This is a genomic window from Microbacterium sp. 1.5R, assembly GCF_007667425.1.
GTDB lineage: Bacteria > Actinomycetota > Actinomycetes > Actinomycetales > Microbacteriaceae > Microbacterium.
Window position 1 is genome coordinate 479,902 of the sequence record NZ_VDRC01000001.1, and the last position, 16,433, is coordinate 496,334.

Below are 16,433 nucleotides of genomic sequence, written 5' to 3' on the forward strand. Positions count from 1 at the left end.
CAACCAGTCCCTTGACTACGCTGGCGTCATGTCTCCGGAGGCGCAGCACGTGCAGATCGAGGGCCGCCGCCTGCGCGTCACGAACCTCGACAAGATCGTCTACCCCGAGACAGGCACCACCAAGGGCGAGATCATCGCCTACTACACCGCGATAGCGCCGCAGCTGCTCCCTCTGCTGCACGGCCGCCCCGTGACGCGCAAGCGCTGGGTCGAGGGCGTCGGCACCTCGGGGCACCCCGAGGACTCGTTCTTCACCAAGCAGCTCGAACCGGGGGCACCGAAATGGATCCCCCGCCAGGCGATCGAACACTCCGACGGGTCGAAGGACTACCCGCTCGTCGACGACGTGCCGACGCTCGTCTGGCTCGCGCAGGTCGCCGCCATCGAACTGCACGTCCCGCAGTGGCGCTTCACGCCCGATGGGCTCCCCGGACGCCCCGACCGCCTCGTGCTCGATCTCGACCCCGGTCCGGGCGTCGAGCTCGCGCAGTGCGCGGAGGTCGCGCGCATCGCCCGCGGCATCCTCACCGGCATCGGACTCGAGCCGCTTCCCGTCACGAGCGGCAGCAAGGGCATCCACCTCTACGCGAACCTGCCCGGCCAGCAGACGAGCGACGAGATCTCCGCCGTCGTCAAGGAGGTGGCGCGCCTCATCGAGAACGACCATCCCGACCTCGCGACGAGCACGATGGCGAAAGTCGCGCGCGGCGGCAAGGTGTTCCTCGATTGGAGCCAGAACAACGGCCGCAAGACCACGATCTCGCCGTATTCGCTGCGCGGTCGGGCACAGCCATGGGTCGCCGCTCCGCGCACCTGGGACGAACTCGACGACCCCGATCTGCGGCAGCTCGACTTCGAGGAGGTCCTCGAGCGTGCCGCCTCGGGTGACGATCCGCTGGCGTCGCTGCGTCCTTCGGTGGACGCGGCGTCCTCGCCTCAGCAGCCCGAGGCGCCGCGCCCCGCCCGCAAGGAGCACCGCCCGCGCATCACGGCTGCGCCGTCGACCGCAGACACCGTCTCGGCCTCTGTCTCCCCGATGCTCGCCGAGAACGGCACGCCCGCAATCGCCCGCGGGCTCAGCGATCCGTCCTGGGTCGAGGTGAAGTGGGACGGGATACGCGCAGTGGGCACGTGGAGCGATGGACGGCTGCGCCTGCACGCCCGGAGCGGCACCGACATCACCGCGCGATACCCGGAGCTCACCGCCGACGGCGCCCCGTTTCTGCCGGTCGGCGATGCGATCCTCGACGGCGAGATCGTCGCGTTCGACGCGCACGGGCGGCCGAGCTTCTCGCTGCTGCAGAACCGGATGCACCTCACCAGACCCCGAGAGATCGAGCGCGAGGTCGTCCGCACCCCCATCGTGTACATGGTGTTCGACATGCTGCGCCTCGACGGGCACGACCTCTCCTCCCTGCCCCTGTCGCAACGGCGAGTCCTGCTGGAAGACGTGGTCTCCGACCTCGACGCGCCGGTCCAGGTGCCGCCGGTCTTCGACGACGTCGACGCCGCTCTCGCCGCCAGCGAGGAGTTCGGTCTGGAAGGCGTCGTCGTGAAGGATCCGCGGTCGCGCTACCGCGCCGGACAGCGTTCGCCGTCCTGGCTGAAGCTCAAGAACACTCGCATGCAGGAGGCGGTGATCGTCGGCATCCGTCCGGGCAAGGGCGACCGCGAGGGGACGTTCGGGTCGTTGCTGCTCGCCGTGCCGGACGACGGGCGACTGCGCTACATCGGTCGGGTGGGCACGGGATTCACGGACCGGATGCTGCGCGACCTGCTCACGCGCCTCGCGCGCCTGCGCGTGCGCGATGCGCCGCTCGACGGAGTGCCCGCGCCTGACGCGTCGGATGCGCTCTGGGTGCGCGCCGAGCTCGTCGGAGAGGTGGAGTTCGCGAACTGGACCCCCGACGGCGTGCTGAGGCACGCGCGCTGGCGCGGTCTGCGCCCCGACAAGGGCCCCGACGAGGTCGTCGTCGAGAGCTGATCCGATCAGGCGTGGTGCGGCTCGCAGTCGGACTGCTCCGCACCCTCGAGCTGGAACGTCGAGTGTTCGACGTCGAAGTGCTCGGCGAGACACGACTGCATATCGGTGAGGAGCCGTGCGGATCGGCCGTCGGCGAGCAGCGCAGGGTCGACGGTGACGTGAGCGCTGAACACCGGCGCGCCCCGTGTGAGCTGCCACACGTGCACGTCGTGGACGCCGACGACGCCGTCGTAGTCGAGCAGATGCTGACGGATGTCGCTGACCGCCGTCCCCGTCGGTGCCGACTCGGAGAGCACCGAGAACACCTCTCGCAGCAGGGCGATCGCCCGAGGGATGATCAGCACGGCGATGGCCAGCGAAGCGATCGCATCCGCCGGCATCCATCCGGTCGTGACGATCACGATGGCGGCGACGATCACCATGGCGGAGCCGATGAGGTCGCCCATGACCTCGAGGTAGGCACCACGGACGTTGATGCTGCTGCGCTGGGCCCGACTCAGCAACCACATCGAGACAGCGTTGGCAATGAGGCCGACCGCCGCGACCACCAGCATCAGACCGCCGGCGACCTCGGTCTCACCGGGGTCGACGAGGCGCCCGATCGCCTCGATGCCGACCCAGCCGGAGAGGATGATGAGGATGATCGCGTTGATGAGCGCGCCGAAGACCTCGGCGCGCTGATACCCGAACGTACGTCGGTCATCGGCGGGCCGAGCGGCGACGGCCGCGGCAATCAGCGCGATCACGAGTGCGGATGCATCGGTGAACATGTGCGCGGCATCGGCCAGAAGCGCCAGCGAACCGGTGAGGATCGCACCGACCACCTGCACGAGCATGATCGTCGCCGTCAGGGTCAGCGAGATCGCCAGCAGGCGGCGATGGCTGGCCGAGCGGATGCCGCCGGCGGCGGGCGCGTGATCGTGCATGTGACCAGGCTAGACGCGGAGTCCGCCCGCTCGGGTGGATCGCCGCTACTCGGGAATGGTGATGATTCTCAGTAGGACACCCGTGCGGATGCTCAGCGGTTCCGCGTGTACTCCAGCACCGCGCAGCCGTTGTCGTACGAGCGCACGCGGTCGAGCGTGAACGACGTCGGTCGGAAGCCGTGACTCACCATCGGGATGCCGGAGCCGGCGATCACCGGGTACTTCTTGACGATGAGCCGGTCGATCTCGTCGAGGAGAGCGCCGGCGAGACCGGCTCCACCGGCGAGGTAGATGCCGAGGCCGTCTTCGGACTTGAGGTCGCGGATTCGCGCCACCGGGTCTGCGCGCACGACCTCGACGTTCTCGTGCCCCGGATCGTCGAGCGTCGCGCTCACCACGATCGTCCGCAGCTGCGAGTACGGATCGACGACACCCTGAGAGAACGCGGGCTCGTACGTGCGACGGCCCATCACCACGGTGTCGAAGCGGGTGAGCGGTTCCTGCACTCCTCCTCGACCGGCACGCACGAAGGCGGGCTGGATGTCGGAGAGTTCGGTGCCGAGCACCTCGGCAAAACCTTCCGTCACGGGGTAGAAGTCGACCTCGTCATCCGGCCCCGCGATGAACCCGTCGAGCGTGACGCCGATGTAGTAGGTGAGATCTCTCATGTCCACCACCGTAACCACGACGTATGAAGTACGTCAAGCGTAGTGGTTACAGACCAGGCCTCAGAGCCCTGCGAGCAGCGGCATGAGCTCGGCGAAGGCTCGCGCGCGGTGCGATTGGGACTGCTTCTCCTCCGCCGAGAACTCCCCCACCGAACGCTCCTCGCCCGCCGGCTGCCCGTCGGGGAGGAAGATCGGGTCATAGCCGAATCCGCCTGCTCCGGATGCCGCATGCGCGAGGCGCCCGGGCCAGATGCCCTCGACGACGTGTTCTGCACCACCAGGCACGACCAGCGCGATCGTCGAGGTGAAGTGCGCCGCACGGTGCGGGTCGGCGATGTCGTGCAGCTGGTCGAGCAGGAGTTCGAGGTTCGCGGCTGCGTCCTTCTTCTGCCCGGCCCAGTACGCCGAGAAGACCCCAGGAGACCCGCCGAGGACGTCGACGCAGATCCCGGAGTCGTCGGCCAGAGCCGGGAGCCCGGTGTGCGAGGATGCCGCCCGTGCCTTGATCAGCGCATTCTCCGCGAACGTGACCCCGTCCTCCACCGGTTCGGGGCCGTCGTAGGCGACGATCTCCAGATCGGGTCGCGTCGCCGACACGATCTGCTGGAACTCCGCGACCTTGTGCGGGTTGTGCGTGGCGAGGACGACCCGCATCAGCCGGCGAGCGCCTTCAGCTGAGCATCCTTCAGGTCGCTGCACCCGGCGACTCCGAGGTCGAGCAGAGCATCCAGCTCGCGCTTGTCGAACGGAGCTCCTTCGGCGGTGCCCTGCACCTCGACGAAAAGCCCTCGCCCGGTGACGACAACGTTCATGTCGGTCTCGGCTCGCACATCCTCGACATATGCCAGATCGAGCATGGGCTCGCCGTCGATGATGCCGACCGAGATCGCCGAGACCGAGTCGATCAGTGGCGTCGAGTTCCTGCCGATGAACTTCCTCTCCCGACCCCACTCGATCGCATCGGCGAGAGCGACATAAGCGCCCGTGATCGCAGCGGTGCGCGTGCCTCCGTCGGCCTGCAGCACGTCGCAGTCGATCACGATCGTGTTCTCGCCGAGGGCTTTGGTGTCGACGACCGCACGGAGCGCCCGCCCGATGAGCCGCGAGATCTCGTGGGTGCGGCCGCCGATGCGACCCTTCACGCTCTCGCGGTCGTTCCGACTGTTCGTGGCGCGCGGCAGCATGGAGTACTCAGCCGTCACCCAGCCCTTCCCCTTGCCGGTGAGCCAGCGCGGCACGCCGTTGGTGAACGAGGCGGTGCACAGCACCTTCGTTCCCCCGAAGCTGATGAGGGCCGATCCCTCGGCGTGTGCGCTCCACCCGCGCTCGATGGTGACCTCGCGGAGCTGGTCGGTGGCGCGCCCGTCGGCGCGAACGGTGTCTGACATGGGTGTTCCTTCGATGGGGGACGCGGGGGCGGCGGAGGACGGGGGTCGTGCGGTCAGGTCAGTGGACGGCGTCGGGGAGCGTGATCACACCGGTCTGCACGAGCTGCACGTCGCGGACCTCACGTCCCATCAGACGATTGGCGAGAGCGGTGAACTCTGTGGTCGATGCGCCCGTGGCCTCGTAGACGTACGAGGCGGTCGCATCGGCGGGGGCGAGCAGGTCTCCGCGGACGAGCTGGCGGTAGACGTCGCCGGCGGTCTCGTCGTCGCTCGACACCAGCGTCACGCCCTCCCCCATCACGTAGCTGATCGCCCCGCGCAGGAACGGGTAGTGAGTGCATCCGAGGACGAGGGTGTCGACGTCGGCGTCCCGGAGCGGGGCGAGGTACTCCTCGGCGGTGGCGAGCACCTCGGGCGTTCCGGTGATGCCCGCCTCGACGAACTCCACGAACCGCGGGCAGGCGGCGGTGAAGACCTGCAGCCGCTCGTTGACCTCGAGCATGTCCTGGTAGGCACGGGAGCCGATCGTGCCGACGGTGCCGATCACGCCGACCCGGCCGTTGCGGGTCGTTGACACGGCCCTGCGCACGGCGGGCCCGATCACCTCGACGACGGGCACGTCGTAGCGCTCGCGGGCGTCGCGCAGCATCGCGGCGGATGCTGTATTGCAGGCGATCACCAGCATCTTGACGCCCTGATCCACGAGGGTGTCGAGCACCTCGAGCGAGTAGCGCCGCACGTCGGCGATGGGCTTCGGCCCGTACGGCGAATGGGCCGAGTCGCCGATGTAGACGAACGACTCGCGGGGCAGCTGGGCGCGGATGGCCCTGGCCACCGTGAGCCCGCCGACACCGGAGTCGAAGATTCCGATCGGCGCGTCGTTCATGACTCCCCAGCCTAGTCCGGCGCACCGACATGCGCGGCGTTCCCTGCGTCGGCCGTCACTAAGCTGAGCGCATGACGACGTCCACGGCGCTTCTGACCGATCGTTACGAGCTCACCATGCTCGCCGCCGCTCTGCGCGACGGGACGGCCGCACGGCCGAGCGTCTTCGAGCTGTTCTCGAGAAGGCTCTCCGGTGGCCGTCGCTTCGGCGTCGTCGCGGGTACAGGGCGCCTGCTGACTCTTCTGCGCGACTTCCGCTTCGGCGACGACGAGCTGCGGTTCCTGCGCGACGGCCAGGTCGTCGATGCCGACTCGGTGAAGTACCTCGAGTCGTACCGCTTCACCGGCAGCATCCGCGGTTACCGCGAGGGCGAGCTGTACTTCCCCGGCTCGCCGATCCTCACCGTAGAGGGCAGCTTCGCGGACGCCGTGGTGCTCGAGACCCTCGCTCTGAGCGTGCTCAACCACGACTCCGCCGTCGCGACGGCGGCGTCGCGGATGAGCATCGCCGCGGGAGAGCGTCCGCTCGCCGAGATGGGATCGCGGCGAGCGGCAGAGCGCTCGGCCGTCGCCGCAGCCAGGGCCGCGTTCATCGCGGGCTTCGGCGCGACCAGCAACCTGGAGGCGGGCCGGCAGTGGGGCATCCCCACCATGGGCACAGCCGCGCATTCCTGGACTCTGCTGCACGACAGCGAGGAGGCCGCGTTCCGTTCGCAGATCGAGAGCCTGGGCACCGACACCACGCTTCTGGTCGACACGTACGACATCCGCACGGGTGTGGAGACGGCCATCCGCGTCGCGGGCACCGGACTCGGCGGGGTGCGCATCGACTCCGGCGACCTGCCGATCGTGGCCGCGGAGGTACGGGCGCAGCTCGACGAGCTCGGCGCCACCGGCACCCGCATCACGGTGACGAGCGACCTCGACGAGCACGCCATCGCCGCCCTCGCGGCCTCTCCCGTCGACGCCTACGGCGTCGGCACGTCGGTGGTCACCGGATCGGGCTACCCCACCGCCAGCATGGTCTACAAGCTCGTCGCGCGGCAGGATGCCGACGGCTCCTGGGTCGGTGTCGCGAAGGCGTCGACCGACAAGGCGTCGCACGGCGGTCGAAAGGCCGCGTTCCGCACGCTGTCCGACGGCGTCGCCACCTCCGAGACGGTCGTCGTATCCGACGGATTCGAGGAACTCGGGACCGCGGCAGAGCACCCAGACGGTCGCGCCTTGCAGACGACGTTCGTCGACAACGGCGACATCGACACGTCGTTCGAAGGCGCAGCCGGGACGACCTCGGCGCGTCAGCACCACCTGCGCGTACGCGAAGAGCTGCCGGTGCGCGCCCTCGCGCTCAGCAAGTCGGATCCGGCGATCCCGACGGTGTTCGTCGACGCCGGGTGACGGCGGGTCGGTCAGCCGACCATCGACTCGTAGATCTCCTTGCACGTGGGGCAGATCGGGAACTTCTCCGGGTCGCGACCCGGCGTCCACTTCTTGCCGCACAGCGCCCGCACCGGCTTGCCGGTGATGGCGGACTCGAGGATCTTGTCCTTCTTCACATAATGCGAGAAGCGCTCGTGGTCGCCCGGTTCGAGATTCTCCTCCCGGAGGAGCTCTTCCAGTTCGCGATCAAGCGTTGCCACGCCGCCCTGATCGGGGCTGTCCAGCGGAGTACTCATGACGAGATTCTAGCCGCGCACGCACGACGTCGGGCGGGCGTCATGCCGTCTCGACGAACTCCATGAGGCGCTCGCCTCCCCTTTCGAAGATGAGACCGCCGACAGCCACGCCGATCGCGAGCACCGCGACGCCCGTGCCGAGTCCGGTCCAGAACGTCGCCAGCGCGTATTCGGACCCCTCGAACACGGAGACCGCGAACAGCCACGCCGTCGGGGCGCTGACGACGATCGCTCCGAGGAACGCCGCCGCCGGACCGAAGACTCCTCGCGAGACCGCGCGCTGAGGCTGCTGGAACGGACTGTCACCCGGACGCGAGACAGCGTACGGCGCGACGGCCGAGACGATGCTCGAGAGCCCCAGACCGGCGAGCAGCAGGCTCGCTCCGAGACCGACGAGCGGGAGCAGGAGCCGCCAGTCGTCGATCCAGAGCAGAGTGAGCGGCACCGCGATCGCGAGCACCGGAACCGCGACGAGCACGACGGGCACGAGGCGACCGAGACGGTCGGGGGCGCCGCGGACGCCGCTGGCCACATGAGTCCACAGAGCCGTGGAGTCGTACGCGACGTCGTTGTGCGGCAGCCAGCCGAAGAACAGCGCCATCACCGGCACCGGGAACAGGGCGGCGATCTCGAGCGGCACGCCGGCGACGAGCAGCGGGAGCACCGTGAGGATACCTGCGATCGGTACGACGATGACGTTCATGATGTAGCGCCGGTCGCGGAGCCAGTACACGAGGCTGCGCGCGGCGATCGCGCCGAAGGCATTGGACGGCAGCAGACCGAACCATCCCAGCCCCGTCCGCTCGCGCGAGGCCGCGGGGCGTTCGGTGGTGGTGAGCAGGCGCCGGACGAGCCAGGTCCAGAGGATCCAGAGCACTGCCGCCGTCGCGAGCGCGATGAGTCCGCTGACCCAGGCGTTCGACACGTCGTCAGCCGCAGCCGCGAAGAGGAAGCGCGGGGCCGCGGCCACCGGCGTCAGCCCCACGACCGCGGTGACGCCCGCCACCGAGGTCGGCACCTGGCCGTCCCAGTTCAGTGAGGCCAGGAACACGGCGACGGGGAAGGCCACGACGAGAACCGCGAGCGCGAAGAGCGCCGTGAGCTCGCGCGACCGGCGCTCGGGGAGCAGCAGTGCGTTGATCGCCATGCCGATGCGCGCGACCAGCACGGTCGACAGCACGGCGATGAGGCTCATCAGCAGAGCGGCCGGCCAGGGTGCACCGAGGCGGATGGCCACCGTGCACACGCTGGCATGCACGGCGACGACCGCCAGGCTCGGCACGCTCACGAGCGAGGCGAGGGCGAGGATCCACGGCATCTGCCGCTCGTCGACGCCGAAGACCGCGAACCGCCGCGGATCGAGCTGGTCGGTGGCTCCGACGAGCAGCGGCCCCACGAGGAATCCGAGGAAGAGCGCGCCGCTGCCGAGCACGATCACGGTGCGCGCGACCTCGACGGGCGCGTCGTCGAGGCTCAGGATGGCCGCGCACACCACGACCGTGAGCACGACGACGACGGCGAACATCAGCAGGGTGCGTCCCCGTCGGTCGCCGCGGAGCGAACCGACCAGGAGAGCCGCCCTCAGTCGGAGAACGTGTGCAGCCACTCGAGCCCCTCCACCTCGCCGATGCCGCCGGAGAGCTCGACGAACCGCGCCTCGAGCGTCTGCCCCGCGCGCACCTCGTCAATCGTCCCCTCGGCCAGCACATCTCCGCCGACGATGATCGCCACGCGCGAGCACACCCGCTCGACGAGGTCCATACCGTGGCTGGAGAGGATGACGGTGCCGCCGTGGGCGACGTAGGCACGGAGGATGTCGAGGATCACCGCGGACGACACCGGATCGACGGCCTCGAAAGGCTCGTCGAGCACCAGCACCCGGGGCGAGTGGATCATCGCACCCGCCAGCATGATCTTCTTCGTCATCCCGGCGGAGTAGTCGGAGACGACGCGCCCGAGCGCGTCACCCAGATCGAACGCCCTGGCGAGGTCTCCGACGCGCTTCTCGATCACATCCGAGGCCAGCCCTCGCAGAAGGCCGTAGTAGTAGAGGAGCTGGCGGCCGGTGAGCCGGTCGAACGTCCTGAGCCGATCCGGAAGCACTCCCATCATGCGCTTCGCCGCGAGCGGCTTCGCCGCCTGATCGATTCCGCAGACGACGACGCTGCCGCCGTCCGAACGAAGCAGGCCCGCGACGATCGACAACGTCGTGGTCTTACCAGCGCCGTTCGGCCCGACGATGCCGTAGAAGGACCCAGCCGGGATGGTCAGGTCGATGCCGTTCACCGCCGTGTGGTCGCCGAAGCTCTTCACGAGCCCGCGGATGCGCACCGCCTCCGTGCCCGGGTCGACGGGCGGCTCGACGGCGCCCTTCCCCTCGGGGACGGCGTCGGCGTCGGCATCCGGCGCCGCGACGACCGGCACGACCGACGGCTCAGCGGCCTCGACCGGATCGACGGCGTCCTCGACAGACGCCTGCGTCTCTTCGACCGATGCGACCTGTGTCTCCTCGACGGATGCGACCTGGTCGGGCGCGGCCTCTTCGTCTCCGCGCGCAGGCGGATCATCGACGTTTTCGGACTCGTCCTCAGGAGCGGCGGGTTCGGGCTCGATCGGCGCGGGCTCGACCGCGAGCTCGATCGGCGCAGGATCTTCCACGATCTCAGTCTGTGCAGGCTCGGGCTGAATCGACTCGGCCGCGAGCTCAGTCGGCGCGGGCTCGGCCTCGATCGCCGGCGGTGCCGCGACGGCATCCTGCGGGTGGGCGTCGTCCGCGCGCGCTGAAGCCTTCTCCTTCTCGGATGCCTCCGTCGCCTTCCGCTCCGCTTCCGCAGCCTCGGCAGCGGCCTTGGCAGCTGCGGCGTTCGCGGCCCTGGTCGCTGCCGCCTTCTTCGCCGCCGCTGACCTCGCCGCTGCCGTGCGCGCGGCAGTCGTACGAGCGGCGGTCTTTGCCGCGGCACTCTTCTCGGCCGCGGACTTGGCCGCCGCGGTCTTCGGCACACCGCCCGCTGCGGCGTCCTTCGACGTGCCTGCGGGCGACTTCTTCGGCGCGGCCACCCTCGGCCCATCGGCCTTTCCCGTCGAGGTGCTCTTCGACGCCGCGGTGCGGGCGGAGTTCTTCGCGGCCGCAGCGCGCGCCGCCGCGGCCGTCGGTGTGGTGCGCGCGGCCGCCGCCGGCTTGACGACCGGTTCCGCGACCATGTCCACCGTCGGGGCCGCGTTCTCGTCGGCCGATCGGCTCGGCGTCCGACGCGCCGGCGTCTTCTTCGCGGGGGTCTTGCGAGCGGGCGTCTTCTTCTCAGACGAGCTCGCGGAGTCAGCCACCTGATCGGTGCGGTCGTCGGGGGAAGGAGTCACCGTCCTACGGTATCAACGGGCAGGACATTTCCCAGGGCCGACCCCGACATTGCACCGTGGAGCAGACCGAGTCCCCTCGCGCAAGGCTCTCGTCGAATCTGGGCGTCGGGTGTGTACTCGGTCACGAAATGGCAACGGGAGCACCCGACCCCGAGTGTTCCCAGGCTCTGTCGCTACCATGAAATCCGGCACGACGAAGTGTCCGGTCGGTTAATCGACCGTGAACACCGATCCTTTAGGAGCACTCGTGACTCTTCAGACCGTCATCCTCGCCGCCGGCATGGGCTCGCGCCTCGGCCGTGCGCTGCCCAAGCCGCTCACCGAGCTGAGCGACGGCCGCTCCATCATGCGCCAGCAGCACGACAACATCCGCGCGGCGTTCGGATCCGATGCACGCATCACCACCGTGGTGGGCTACCGGGCCGAGACCATCATCGAGGCTTTCCCGAACGCGAACTACGTCCACAACGAGCGCTACGACGAGACCAACACGTCGAAGAGCCTGCTCCGCGCGCTCGGCGCGACCGGTCGGGCTGGAGTGCTGTGGATGAACGGCGACGTCGTCTTCGACCCGATGATCCTCGGCCGCGCCGCCGCGTACATCGAGCGCGATCAGTCCTTCGTGACCGTGAACACCTCGAAGGTGAGCGACGAAGAGGTCAAGTACACCGTCACTTCCGAGGGCTTCATCAAAGAGCTGTCGAAGACCGTCAAGGGGGGCCTCGGCGAGGCCGTGGGTATCAACTACATCTCCTCCGCCGACAAGAAGAGCTTCATGCGCCAGCTCCAGCGGGTCGAGGATCAGGACTACTTCGAGCGCGGTCTCGAGCTCGCGATCGCCGAGAACGGCCTGCTGCTCGAGCCGATGGACGTTTCCGACCTGTATGCGGTCGAGGTCGACTTCGCGGAAGACCTCGAGCGGGCGAACCTCTTCGTCTGACCGACCTTCTGCACGAAAGCCCGGCCCCGTCAAGGGAGCCGGGCTTTCATGCTTTTCGCGGCGGGGATTCCTAAGATCGGCTCATGGCCCCGAAGGTGCACAAGATCCACTCCCTCCCCGACGACTCTCCCTGGGACAAGGCTGTGCCGCCGGTCGGCTCGGCCGAGCATCCGCTGATGGTGCGCGGTCTCGACAGGGTCCTCTCGATCCAGCGTCCGCTGGTCCTCGCCCACATCCGCAGCATCCGGATCCGCAACCCGCAGGCGACCCCCGCCGAGATCATCCGGATCCTCGAGCGCCGCTACCTGGCTGCGGTCACCGCCGGCGGCGCAGCGGTGGGCGCCACCGCCGTCGTCCCGGGGATCGGCACGGGAATCACCCTCGCGCTGTCGGGCGTGGAGACGGTCGGATTCGTCGAATCGACCGCACTGTTCGCGCAATCGGTCGCCGAAGTGCACGGCATCCCCGTCTCCAACCCCGATCGCGCCAGGGCCCTGGTGATGACCTTGATGCTCGGGAAAGAGGGTGTGGATCTCGTCGGCCAGCTCGCAGGGCAAGCCGCCGGCCGGGGTGGATCACGGGCGTCCTACTGGGGCGAACTCGTCACCAAATCGCTGCCGCGCGCGGCTGTCGGCCCCCTCGCGGACCGGCTGAAGAGCGCGTTCGTGAGGCAGTTCGCCGCCAGGGGCGGCGCGTCGTTCCTCGGGAAGGCTCTCCCCTTCGGCGTCGGCGCTGCCGTCGGCGGCGCAGGGAACCACATCCTCGGCCGGCGGGTGCTCACCACCTCGCATCGGGCGTTCGGCGCGCCGCCGGTCGATCTGCCTGCCGAGCTCGAACCGGTGCCCGGCGCCCAGAAGCTCGAGGCACGCGTCCTCCGCGGTGCGCGCTTCACGGGTGGTGCCGTCTCGGGTGCAGCGGGCTCGGCGGTGCGGGGCGTGGGACGAGTGGGGCGCCGTCTCGGTGAGCTGACCTCGCGCAGACACCGCACCGACGATCAGCAGGAATCGCTGACCGGGCACGACGGCGGCCACGAGCTGCCCGACGAGGTCTCGTCCTCCCCGTCGTCCGACTGAGCCGGGCACACACCGCTCACCTCGCCTGTCCGTCGGCCCCTTCCCGACAGCCTGCGACGAACCGACCAAAGGATCGGGCATGCCGTTGTGGCGAGCATCCAACGGGGTGCGACGGCCCGACGATAGGGTGGAATCCGTGACGGAACAGCCCGAACTCTCGACCACCGCCGGCAGACTCGCGGACCTCCGTGCTCGATACAACGCAGCCGTTGTCGATGCCGAGAAGGTCGCGCAGGAGAAGCAGCACGCCAAGGGCAAGATGACCGCCCGCGAGCGCATCGAGCTGCTCGTCGACCCGGGAAGCTTCGTCGAGTTCGACGAGTACGTGCGTCACCGCACCACGGCCTTCGGCATGGACCGCAATCGCCCGTACGGCGACTCGGTCGTGACCGGTGTGGGAACCATCCACGGTCGCACCGTCTCCGTCTACTCCCAGGACTTCACGACTTTCGGCGGTTCTCTCGGCGAGGTCTCCGGCGACAAGATCATCAAGATCATGGAGTTCGCGCTCACCAACGGGATGCCGATCATCGGCATCCTCGACTCCGGGGGCGCTCGCATCCAGGAGGGCGTCCTCGCCCTCAGCAAGTACGGCGAGATCTTCCGCCTCAACACGCGTTCGTCGGGTGTCATCCCGCAGATCTCGATCATCATGGGTCCGGCCGCCGGCGGCGCCGTGTACGGTCCGGCTCTCACCGACTTCGTGATCATGGTCGACAAGACCAGCCAGATGTTCGTCACCGGACCCGACGTCATCAAGACGGTCACGGGCGAGGACGTCGGCATGGAGGAGCTCGGCGGTGCGCTGACGCACAACACCCGCTCCGGTGTCGCGCACTACCTCGCGCAGGATGAGGATGACGCGCTCGACTACGCGCGCACACTGCTGAGCTTCCTGCCCGACAACAACATGGCCGAGATCCCCGGCTACGAGTCCGGCTTCGAATGGGAGACGACGGATGCCGACCGCTCGCTGAACACGATCATCCCCGACTCCGCGAATCAGCCGTATGACATCCACACCGTCATCGAGCACGTCGTCGATGCCGGTGACTTCATCGAGGTGCAGCCGCTGTTCGCACCGAACATCGTGATCGGCTTCGGGCGCGTCGAAGGACGCTCGGTGGGCATCATCGCGAACCAGCCGTCGCAGATGGCGGGCACGCTGAACATCGAGGCGGGCGAGAAGGCGAGTCGCTTCGTGCGGTTCTGCGACGCGTTCTCGATCCCGATCGTGACCCTGGTCGACGTGCCGGGGTACCTGCCCGGCACGGATCAGGAGTGGACCGGCGTGATCCGTCGAGGCGCGAAGCTCATCTACGCCTACGCCGAGGCCACCGTGCCGATGGTCACCGTCATCCTGCGGAAGGCATACGGCGGCGCGTACATCGTCATGGGTTCGAAGCAGCTCGGTGCCGACGTGAACCTCGCCTGGCCCACGGCAGAGATCGCGGTGATGGGCGGACAGGGCGCGGTGAACATCCTGTACCGCAATGAGATCCGCAAGGCCGAGGAGGCGGGCGAAGACGTCGCGGCTGTCCGGACGCGTCTCGCCAACGAGTACACCTACAGCGTCACCTCGCCCTTCCTCGCCGCAGAGCGCGGCGAGATCGACGGGATCATCGAGCCGGCCAACACGCGCGTATCGATCGCCAAGGCGCTGCGGGCACTGCGCGGCAAGCGTGCGGACCTGCCCCCGAAGAAGCATGGGAACATCCCCCTGTGAGCGCTCGACCTGATGCCGTGCCGGCGGCAGGCGAACAGCCGCCGACGATCGAGATCACCCGCGGCGACGCGTCTGCCGAGGAGCTGGCTGCCCTCATCGCCGTAGTGAGCGACGCCTACGCCCAGGAGTCCGCGGATGCCGTGGCCGACGAACCCCAGGTCTCGGCGTGGGTCAGGACGCAGCGATCCCTGCGAACGCCACTTCGGCGCGACATCCCGTGGGGACGCTTCTCGGGCTGAGCCGCGCGTGGCCGGCGCGTGAGCCTGCGGGCCCGTGAGCCCCCAAGCTCACGGGCCGCGCAGCGAGTCTCCGCTGTGCGGGCGGGGACCCACCCCCTGATTCACCCCAGTCGGCGCACCGGGATCGATAGTACATCGATTGGACTTACCACCCGGCACTCCACACCGATATACCGGAATTTGTGGTGAAGGGTTGTTCAGTCCTCCAGGAGGAGGTCGGAGGCACGCGGAGTGAGGACCGCGTCGAGAACCACGCAGGCCGCGCCGACCGCCCCGACGTCCTCACCGACGACGGTGCCGTCGATCGGGATCGATCTCAGCGCCCTGGTGGCGCTCCGGCGGTGGACGAGACCGGGCAGCATCTCCAGATAGAAGTCGCGGAGCCGCTCCCAGTACGGCCCACCGAGCACGACGCGATCGACGTCGAGCAGGTCCGTGAGCACCGGGATGAGCAGGGCCAGGTGCTCCGCGGCGACCCGGATCGCGTTCGACGCCCCCTCCTCCCCCGCCTTCGCCCTGGTGCAGAGCTCCCCGAGGCGCTGCTCCACCGCCTGGACGTCGTCGGGATCGACGGCGTCGTCGAACAGACCATCTCGCTCCGCGCGCCCGACTATCGCCTGCGGTGTGCACACGACCTCGACGCATCCCCGCCCGCCGCAGCCGCAAGCCGGCCCGTCCGGATCGACGATGATGTGTCCTACTTCGCCGAAGTTCCGTGTGCTGCCCCGCACGGCCTCGGCATCACGCACCAATGAGGCGCCGATGCCCGTCCCGAGATAGACGAAGAGGAACGAACGGTCGGCCGCCCATCGCCCGGTCCACTGCTCACCCAGTGCCGCCGCCACGGTGTCCTTCTCGAGCATCACCTCGAAGCCGGAGCTGTCGGCCATCACATCCCGCAGCGGCACCCGCCGCCATCCGTGCAGCTTCGGGGGATCGATCACCGCGCCCTTCTCATCGTCCAGGGGGCCGGGCGCGGCCACACCTACCCCGGCCACCAGGTCCCGATCTACGGCGGAGTCGTCGATCACCGCCTCGACGGTGCGCGCCATGACGTCCGCGATCCGTTCCGGATCCTTGTCTCCGGTGCGCACAGCGCAACGACGTCGGACGGCGCCGGACATGTCGAGGAGCACCACGGTGATCACCACAGGATCGAGATGCACTCCGACCGCGAATCGACTCTCGGCGACGAGTCGCAGCGTGACGCGGGGCTTGCCGGGGCCGTTGATCGTCCGGCCCGCCTCAGCAATCAGGCCTTCGTCGAGGAGGCGGCGCGTGATGTTCGTCACAGTCTGCGCGGACAGCCCCGTCGCATCCACGAGCTCGATGCGGCTGAGCCCCTCGACGGACCGGCGGATCGCTTCCAGAATCACCGACTGATTGAAGTCGCCCATCCGCGGGAGGTTGGTACCCCGGCGCATTGCCATGACCCATCTTCTCGCATCCGGACGGCTCCGTGTCCCCCAAAATACCTACAGACAACGTCTGGAATAACTACGAAACTGTAGAAGACGCTTCGCGTTCGGCTGGTCTCTCTGTCCCAGGGTAGATAGACGCAGACCGGTCAT

The 16,433-nt window shown here is 68.8% G+C and carries 15 protein-coding genes; 6 read left to right on the forward strand and 9 right to left on the reverse strand.

What is annotated here, in order from left to right:
* Positions 1-28 precede the first annotated feature (28 nt).
* Positions 29-1,984, forward strand: a complete 1,956-nt coding sequence (gene ligD / locus FSY98_RS02400; protein ID WP_144873636.1) for a non-homologous end-joining DNA ligase — start codon at positions 29-31, stop codon at positions 1,982-1,984.
* Positions 1,985-1,989: 5 nt separating this feature from the next.
* Here ligD and FSY98_RS02405 read toward each other — a convergent pair whose 3' ends face one another.
* From FSY98_RS02405 to murI, 5 genes are all read right to left on the reverse strand, one after another.
* Complete coding sequence (locus FSY98_RS02405; protein ID WP_144873639.1) at positions 1,990-2,910, reverse strand: cation diffusion facilitator family transporter; 921 nt, start codon at positions 2,908-2,910, stop codon at positions 1,990-1,992.
* Between the two features lie 92 nt (positions 2,911-3,002).
* Positions 3,003-3,578: a dihydrofolate reductase family protein gene (locus tag FSY98_RS02410; RefSeq protein ID WP_144873642.1), complete on the reverse strand. Its 576-nt coding sequence runs from the start codon at positions 3,576-3,578 to the stop codon at positions 3,003-3,005.
* Positions 3,579-3,638: 60 nt separating this feature from the next.
* Positions 3,639-4,232, reverse strand: a complete 594-nt coding sequence (gene rdgB, locus FSY98_RS02415) for an RdgB/HAM1 family non-canonical purine NTP pyrophosphatase (protein ID WP_144873645.1) — start codon at positions 4,230-4,232, stop codon at positions 3,639-3,641.
* Positions 4,232-4,966, reverse strand: coding sequence for a ribonuclease PH (gene rph / locus FSY98_RS02420; protein ID WP_144873648.1), 735 nt, complete (start codon positions 4,964-4,966; stop codon positions 4,232-4,234). Before rph ends, rdgB begins: the two co-directional genes overlap by 1 nt.
* Positions 4,967-5,024: 58 nt before the next feature.
* The gene (gene murI / locus FSY98_RS02425; protein WP_144873652.1) at positions 5,025-5,852 is read right to left on the reverse strand and encodes a glutamate racemase; all 828 of its coding nucleotides are present in this window, start codon (positions 5,850-5,852) and stop codon (positions 5,025-5,027) included.
* Positions 5,853-5,923: 71 nt separating this feature from the next.
* Here murI and FSY98_RS02430 point away from each other — a divergent pair, with 71 nt between their 5' ends.
* Positions 5,924-7,249: a nicotinate phosphoribosyltransferase gene (locus tag FSY98_RS02430; protein ID WP_144873655.1), complete on the forward strand. Its 1,326-nt coding sequence runs from the start codon at positions 5,924-5,926 to the stop codon at positions 7,247-7,249.
* Between the two features lie 11 nt (positions 7,250-7,260).
* Here the strand turns inward: FSY98_RS02430 and FSY98_RS02435 are convergent, their stop codons facing one another.
* From FSY98_RS02435 to FSY98_RS02445, 3 genes are read right to left on the reverse strand one after another with little or no spacing between them, the layout of a single operon-like run.
* Positions 7,261-7,527 carry a DUF3039 domain-containing protein gene (locus tag FSY98_RS02435; protein WP_028503536.1) on the reverse strand — a complete coding sequence of 89 codons (267 nt, stop codon included), beginning with the start codon at positions 7,525-7,527 and terminating at the stop codon, positions 7,261-7,263.
* A gap of 40 nt (positions 7,528-7,567) precedes the next feature.
* The gene (locus FSY98_RS02440) at positions 7,568-9,133 is read right to left on the reverse strand and encodes a hypothetical protein (RefSeq protein ID WP_144873658.1); all 1,566 of its coding nucleotides are present in this window, start codon (positions 9,131-9,133) and stop codon (positions 7,568-7,570) included.
* Positions 9,109-10,884 (reverse strand): ABC transporter ATP-binding protein, encoded by a 1,776-nt coding sequence (locus FSY98_RS02445; RefSeq protein WP_260857227.1) that lies wholly within the window; start codon positions 10,882-10,884, stop codon positions 9,109-9,111. Before FSY98_RS02445 ends, FSY98_RS02440 begins: the two co-directional genes overlap by 25 nt.
* 247 nt (positions 10,885-11,131) lie before the next feature.
* Between FSY98_RS02445 and FSY98_RS02450 the strand changes: the two genes are divergently transcribed.
* From FSY98_RS02450 to FSY98_RS02465, 4 genes are all read left to right on the forward strand, one after another.
* Positions 11,132-11,824: an NTP transferase domain-containing protein gene (locus FSY98_RS02450; protein ID WP_144873661.1), complete on the forward strand. Its 693-nt coding sequence runs from the start codon at positions 11,132-11,134 to the stop codon at positions 11,822-11,824.
* A gap of 83 nt (positions 11,825-11,907) precedes the next feature.
* A complete protein-coding gene (locus tag FSY98_RS02455) occupies positions 11,908-12,897 on the forward strand; it encodes a hypothetical protein (protein ID WP_260857228.1) in 990 nt (329 codons plus the stop codon).
* A 136-nt stretch (positions 12,898-13,033) separates the two neighbouring features.
* The gene (locus FSY98_RS02460) at positions 13,034-14,623 is read left to right on the forward strand and encodes an acyl-CoA carboxylase subunit beta (RefSeq protein ID WP_396652316.1); all 1,590 of its coding nucleotides are present in this window, start codon (positions 13,034-13,036) and stop codon (positions 14,621-14,623) included.
* Positions 14,620-14,862, forward strand: a complete 243-nt coding sequence (locus FSY98_RS02465; RefSeq protein WP_260857229.1) for an acyl-CoA carboxylase subunit epsilon — start codon at positions 14,620-14,622, stop codon at positions 14,860-14,862. The genes FSY98_RS02460 and FSY98_RS02465 overlap by 4 nt, the downstream gene beginning before the upstream one ends.
* Before the next feature lie 197 nt (positions 14,863-15,059).
* On the opposite strand, the gene FSY98_RS02470 is transcribed toward FSY98_RS02465, so the two are convergent.
* The gene (locus FSY98_RS02470; protein WP_260857230.1) at positions 15,060-16,292 is read right to left on the reverse strand and encodes an ROK family transcriptional regulator; all 1,233 of its coding nucleotides are present in this window, start codon (positions 16,290-16,292) and stop codon (positions 15,060-15,062) included.
* Between the last annotated feature and the right edge of the window lie 141 nt (positions 16,293-16,433).

What these genes read in the sequence shown, in the direction of transcription:
- ligD (WP_144873636.1), top strand. Translation starts at nt 29, where the DNA reads ATGTCTCCGGAGGCGCAGCACGTGCAGATCGAGGGCCGCCGCCTGCGC.
- FSY98_RS02405 (WP_144873639.1), bottom strand. Translation starts at nt 2,910, where the DNA reads ATGCACGATCACGCGCCCGCCGCCGGCGGCATCCGCTCGGCCAGCCAT.
- FSY98_RS02410 (WP_144873642.1), bottom strand. Translation starts at nt 3,578, where the DNA reads ATGAGAGATCTCACCTACTACATCGGCGTCACGCTCGACGGGTTCATC.
- rdgB (WP_144873645.1), bottom strand. Translation starts at nt 4,232, where the DNA reads ATGCGGGTCGTCCTCGCCACGCACAACCCGCACAAGGTCGCGGAGTTC.
- rph (WP_144873648.1), bottom strand. Translation starts at nt 4,966, where the DNA reads ATGTCAGACACCGTTCGCGCCGACGGGCGCGCCACCGACCAGCTCCGC.
- murI (WP_144873652.1), bottom strand. Translation starts at nt 5,852, where the DNA reads ATGAACGACGCGCCGATCGGAATCTTCGACTCCGGTGTCGGCGGGCTC.
- FSY98_RS02430 (WP_144873655.1), top strand. Translation starts at nt 5,924, where the DNA reads ATGACGACGTCCACGGCGCTTCTGACCGATCGTTACGAGCTCACCATG.
- FSY98_RS02435 (WP_028503536.1), bottom strand. Translation starts at nt 7,527, where the DNA reads ATGAGTACTCCGCTGGACAGCCCCGATCAGGGCGGCGTGGCAACGCTT.
- FSY98_RS02455 (WP_260857228.1), top strand. Translation starts at nt 11,908, where the DNA reads ATGGCCCCGAAGGTGCACAAGATCCACTCCCTCCCCGACGACTCTCCC.
- FSY98_RS02470 (WP_260857230.1), bottom strand. Translation starts at nt 16,292, where the DNA reads ATGGCAATGCGCCGGGGTACCAACCTCCCGCGGATGGGCGACTTCAAT.